General features: G+C 38.7%; 3 protein-coding genes. All 3 read right to left on the bottom strand.

The genetic code is table 11. The features are described from left to right. Positions 1-137: 137 nt before the first annotated feature. Positions 138-626 carry a hypothetical protein gene (locus RRG12_RS42535; RefSeq protein WP_420763246.1) on the bottom strand — a complete coding sequence of 163 codons (489 nt, stop codon included), beginning with the start codon at positions 624-626 and terminating at the stop codon, positions 138-140. Between the two features lie 42 nt (positions 627-668). Beyond that, complete coding sequence (locus RRG12_RS42530; RefSeq protein ID WP_420761366.1) at positions 669-1,970, bottom strand: P-loop NTPase fold protein; 1,302 nt, start codon at positions 1,968-1,970, stop codon at positions 669-671. 375 nt (positions 1,971-2,345) lie between these two features. After that, entirely contained in the window at positions 2,346-2,825 is a 480-nt protein-coding gene (locus RRG12_RS42525) for a plasmid segregation centromere-binding protein ParR (protein WP_420761365.1), read from the bottom strand. Positions 2,826-2,865: the final 40 nt, after the last annotated feature.

The raw sequence follows: 2,865 nt of genomic DNA, 5'->3' as shown, positions 1-2,865 counted from the left end.
GGGGGGGGGAGGGGGGGGGGGAGGGGGGGGGTCTGGGCGCTGGACTTGCTTCACCACATTATTTTATAGAAAGAGGAATTACACAGCTACCCCCCACGCAAAATAAGAATAAAACAAGGGATTAAAGGGGGACGTGCCTAAAATTTCACCAATTTACCCCGCCAATCCCAGAAATCAGGCGCACGATTACGAAATTCTTCTAAAAATTCCTCTTTATTCAGCCAAAAAATTATGACCAATTCCCTACCAAATAGCGAATCTCTCCCTAAATTCAACTGCTTCATCTCTTGTTTAAGGCGTGATGTCGGCAGTTGGTCAATTCCAAACGCCATTATCAATTTGCGTTTAGTTGGAGAATTATGCAGCCCAGTTTCATCTAAACTGTAGAGAAAATTATAGAGTGAGTTATCACTGTAAAAAAAGTTTTGAGGCTCATTAAAAGTATGATACCCATCTGATAAAAGTAACTTTATTTCTTCAACTACTGGATGCTGTGGCCCACTCTCCGGTGCAATAGCAAAAATTGTCGTTGTTCCACTAGATAATTCTAAGAAACTAACTAATTTTTTTAGCTCTGTTGCGTCATTTGCACTTATGGAATAAGTGTTATCTTCGTTAGAAGCCATTTTTATTAATGAATAATTGCTGATTGCGAGAGAAAACAACTATTAAATTTTTGGAGCGTTAGCAACTTGCCAACGTTGTAAATCTTCCAATAAAATAGGGTTTACATCAAACCAGGATTTTTTACTGTGATTGTAATAGCCTAATACAAATTTGTTTTGCAAAAGCTCATCACAAATCACAAACTGACCTTTGTTAGGCAAACTATGGGTGTTAGTAGTTAAGCAACCTGTGCGGTGAACTTTATCTAGTTCGGGGAAATGGTAATCACTCAAATTATATTCTCTGCGTACTTCTTGCACAGCCTCTTTAGCAACATCTAAGTCTACATATATCAAATCTAGCCTTAAAGAAACTTCACAAGCTGTACGAGCCAGTCGCACCAAATCACGCATCACACCGCCACTTTTTTCAGAAATTAGTTCTAGCGCATCTGGATTAAATAAACCTTTATAAGCAACACCCAAACTTGCTAAACGCTTATGAATTACACTATTAAGAATATCTCTACCAAGTTGATTAGGGATTGTAGTAGGACATAAATTTTCATCACACTCAAATACTGGTGGATTCGTTAAATCTAAGCATTTTTGAAAGCTTTCCATTGGTTGACGAAAGCTTGGAGAATATCTGAGCGAAATCGGAATCGCATATATAATATGGCAACTTAGCTGAGTCAGCAGTGGACTAGCGAACATTTCCAAGGCTGTAACTTGATCGTGTCGGTCAAGACCATCTACAATCACCAGTAACTTCTGCTTGTTTCTTTTTTCGGCAGCTTCTATGATGGCATTAACTCGCTCAATTATTTTACTAAGCTGCGGACGAATATTAAGAGTTGTAGTAACTTTGCGAGTTAAACCTTGTTTAAGAATTAGACCTAGTTTTTTGAGAATTTCTGGAAGTTCAAGACCCGTATTTTCAGCATCTTCATCTTGATAAACTACAGTTTTGAGACTTTCGAGTAAATCATTTAATAAATCGTCTTTTAAACCCCACTCTCGTTGAATAACTTTTTCAAAAATTTTAATTCCAATTAAGACTACAACTTCAGCATAGCCAATGTTGTACTGGTCGAGAGCAGTTACAGTATCAATCCAAATTACTGTATACTTACTGTTCAAATGTTGTTCTAATCGCCGCAATTCTGTAGTTTTGCCACCACCCCTGTGACCTGCTAATAAAAATTTAGCTGGGTCGTCTTCCATATCCAAGAAAGTGATTAAATTCTCTACAGGACTGTTGGCTCGCTGGACATAAAAATTTTTCAGTTCTTCAGGCGTAGTAAGTGGTTCCTCTGGCTTAAAAAGCTGATAAGCAGGCTTCCAAAAACTGGTATTACTCATGGTGACAAATTTTAGCTGACCTCAAACGGTGTTTTGACTTACACTCGTTTATCTCAGTATAACTGGGTAATTTCCTGCTGTAGATTCCTAGAATCGAAAAACTTTATACTATAGTCCGAAATAATACTCTATGCCACTTTGATTGCACACTAAAAATTGATGTGCGATCGCTCGGTTTTACATAACTTGATTAGCCGCGTAGATGCATTGACGTAAAGCAGCTTCCCGTTCGCGTAGCGTCTCCAAAGAATAAGGGTAGCGATCGTTGCTAAATATTGTGTCTGTACAAAGATATAAACATTAATAATCCTTAATAGTATTAACTATTAAGGATTGTTAACATGAGCAAAAACTGCTCACAAACCTGATTGTTCCTTAAAAATCATCGAGAAACTGACTAAGGCGACTGATTACGGGGTCAACCTCTTGAGGAGGGGTAGCAACAGTATAAGAAGTATTATTTACTACTTCTAATTGAGTTGGAGACGGAATGAATGATCGATCATTGACTATGAGCGCCAGTTGTGCAACTTGTTGAGAAAGTTGCAGTAGATGATGTTCCATCGCCTCCAAACGATTAGATCCCTTGGCAAAAAAACGTTCCTCAAGTCCAGCCACTTGACGTTGCAGTTCACCGATTTGTTGATCAGTCGGTGTTGTTGCTGCTGTTTGTGGAGCAGGTTGTACAGATTCCGGTACACATAAAGATTGCCACAAGGCTTCTTTACAGAGATCGCTGAAAGTCTTGTCTGGTTGTTTTTCCAAATAACTTTCTACTTGCGCTAACAAGCTTTCATCAGCAAGCTCTGGGTTGAACGTGACGGATTTAACTACCTTTTTTGACCATTGGAACATCAGTTTTATGCCCTAGCAGCGCGATTGGAGGATAATTGTG

It is taken from the genome of Nostoc sp. CALU 546, assembly GCF_048836525.1.
This window is presented reverse-complemented; position numbering and strand designations above follow the sequence as displayed.